This window comes from Streptomyces sp. NPDC056296, assembly GCF_042268605.1.
Lineage (GTDB): Bacteria > Actinomycetota > Actinomycetes > Streptomycetales > Streptomycetaceae > Streptomyces.
The window spans coordinates 1-2460 of the sequence record NZ_JBHJRX010000134.1 but is presented as its reverse complement, the minus strand read 5'-3'; the positions used below and the strand labels follow the sequence as shown (position 1 = coordinate 2460).

General features: G+C 74.4%; 2 protein-coding genes. One reads left to right on the top strand and one right to left on the bottom strand.

Annotated elements, in window-relative coordinates; genetic code table 11:
- Positions 1 to 79 precede the first annotated feature (79 nt).
- Positions 80 to 1501 (bottom strand): PepSY-associated TM helix domain-containing protein, encoded by a 1422-nt coding sequence (locus ACFCZF_RS40755; protein ID WP_376675973.1) that lies wholly within the window; start codon positions 1499 to 1501, stop codon positions 80 to 82.
- Between the two features lie 145 nt (positions 1502 to 1646).
- Between ACFCZF_RS40755 and ACFCZF_RS40750 the strand changes: the two genes are divergently transcribed.
- The gene (locus tag ACFCZF_RS40750) at positions 1647 to 2363 is read left to right on the top strand and encodes a peptide deformylase (RefSeq protein WP_376675972.1); all 717 of its coding nucleotides are present in this window, start codon (positions 1647 to 1649) and stop codon (positions 2361 to 2363) included.
- Positions 2364 to 2460: the final 97 nt, after the last annotated feature.

The following is a 2460-nucleotide window of genomic DNA, read 5'->3' as shown; positions in this document are numbered from 1 at the left end:
ACGCCCAAGCGGTGACTCGCCGCGGCCGGCGAGGCGGTGAGTACGGCGCCGTACTCACCGCCTCGCCGGCCGCGGCGAGTCACCGCTTGGGCGTCGCACCGACCGCGCGTGTCTGTTGCTTTCGCCGGTGGGCGATCTCGCCGAGTACGACGTCGGCCGCGACGAACGCGGCCAGCGGGATGCCGAGCAGCGGCACGAAGTAGCCGAGGACGGCGACCGCCGCGAGCAGCGGGACGAGGAGCAAGGGCGGCACCTGCTGCCACGCGCCGCGCGGGATCGGGCGGCCGAACGCGGAACCCCGGCCGCGCTGCCACCACATGCGGTAACCCCAGACGATGAGCAGGACGAGGGAAGCGGTCAGCAGCATCAGGGCGATCTGGTTGGGCAGGCCGAACAGGCTGCCGGTGTGCAGGTCGATGCCCCAGCGGCTGAGCTTGGCGAGCACCGGGTAGTCGGCGAAGCGGAGTACGTCGGTGACCTCGCCGGTCGCCGGGTCGACTGCGACCGAGTCCTGCTTCTCGGGCCAGCTGCGCTGCACCTGCTTGACGACGTAGGCGGAGGACGCGTCGGCGGGCGGGACGATCTCCACGGGGTCGCCCAGGCCCTCGGCGCGCGCGGCGGACAGGACCTTGTCGAGGCCGACCCCGTGCGCGGCGTCCCCGCCCGCGCCCGATGCCGCGCCGTGGCCCGCGTGCTCCCCTCCCCCGGCTGCCGACGCCGACACGGACGGGGTGGTCTGGCCGAGCGAGACGCGCAGGTCCTCGATGTTCGCCCCGGCATACGTCGACCAGGTCAGGCCGGTCGCCGAGAGGACGACGAACCCGGCCGCGGCCCAGGCGCCCACCGTCCCGTGCAGGCCCAGGGTGCGGCGCCGGCCACTGGTGCCGCGCAGCTTGCGCCGGGCCCGTCGGCGGGAGAACCACAGCACCAGGCCGCCCCCCGCGATCACCCACAGCCAGCTGGCGGCGAACTCGCTGTACAGGCGGCCGGTTTCACCCAGGTGCAGGTCCCGGTGGAACTCGTCGATCCAGGTGCGCAGCGGCAGCGCGCCGGTCGAGCCGTACTGTTCGAGGGCGCCGCGCACCTTCGCGGTGTACGGGTCGACGAAGACCGCGAGCGTGTGGTCCGGGTCGACGCCCTCGACGCCGGACAGCAGCACCCTGGTGGTGGCGTCGGCCTCGGGCGAGGGGCGTACGGCCGACACCGTGCCCTCGGGATGGGCCTGGCGGGCGGCGGCGACCTGCTCGGAGATCGGCAGCTTGCTCCCGCCCGCGTCGGGGACGGTCAGCTCGTGGGCGTAGACCAGCTTCTCGGCCTGGAAGGAGGCGGCGTAGAGGAAGCCGGTGGCCGCCGCGACCAGCAGGAAGGGCGCCACGAACAGCCCGGCGTAGAAGTGCAGGCGCAGGACGAGCGGGCGGAGTGCGGACCATCTGCCGGGCGGAGGCGGCGGGGTCGGCGGTTTGGGGGCCTCGTCCGTGGGGGTCGGGGACGTGGTGGTCATCTGCGGGCGCTCCGGGGACGTCGTGGGGACGGGGTGGTCCCAGTGGTCGGGGCGGGAGAGCGCCGGGTTCCCGGCCCTGAACGTGGCCTGCGTCACACCGTCATGGTCGGCGGGTGGATGCCGTACGCCGTGACATCCTGGCGCGATGGGAACTCCGAGTGATCGCGCACCCCTTGCCGAGCGGGTCGAGGAACTGCTCGCCACCGACGGGCCGTTGCCGATCGTCGCGGCCGGCGATCCGGTGCTGCGGCGCATCGCCGAGCCCTTCGACGGGCAGTTGGAGCCATCGCTGCTGGCACGGTTCGTCGAGGCGCTGCGCCTCACCATGCACGCGGCACCGGGCGTCGGCCTGGCCGCGCCGCAGGTGGGTGTTGGACTCAGGATCGCGGTGATCGAGGACCCGGCGCCGGTGCCGGACGAGGTGCGGGTGGCGCGCGGGCGGGTGCCGCAGCCGTTCCGGGTACTGGTCAATCCGTCGTACGAGGCCGTGGGCGCCGGGCGTGCCGCGTTGCGTGCCGCGTTCTTCGAGGGGTGTCTGAGTGTGCCGGGGTGGCAGGCGGTGGTGGCTCGGCATGCCGAGGTGCGGTTGGTGGCGCGGGACGAGCACGGGCGGGCCGTGGACGAGGTGTTCGCGGGGTGGCCCGCGCGGATCGTGCAGCACGAGACGGATCATCTGGACGGTGTGTTGTACCTGGACCGGGCCGAGTTGCGGTCGCTGGCGTCGAATCGGGCGATGGCGGAGTTGTGGGGGCAGGTGACGCCGGAGCGGGCGGCGGTGGAGCTGGGGTTCGGGCTGCCTGGGGTGGCGGGGGCGGGGGCGGGGCCCGCAGAGGGTGCGGGGCCTTCGGGACCGGTGGTCTGACTGGCCGCTGGGGTTGGGCGGCGGGGGCGCGCAGCCCGGCGTTGCGGGGTGCCGCTGCGCCCACCCGTGCCGCCCCAGCGGCACGACTGCCCGCAGC

What these genes read in the sequence shown, in the direction of transcription:
- ACFCZF_RS40755 (WP_376675973.1), bottom strand. Translation starts at nt 1,501, where the DNA reads ATGACCACCACGTCCCCGACCCCCACGGACGAGGCCCCCAAACCGCCG.
- ACFCZF_RS40750 (WP_376675972.1), top strand. Translation starts at nt 1,647, where the DNA reads ATGGGAACTCCGAGTGATCGCGCACCCCTTGCCGAGCGGGTCGAGGAA.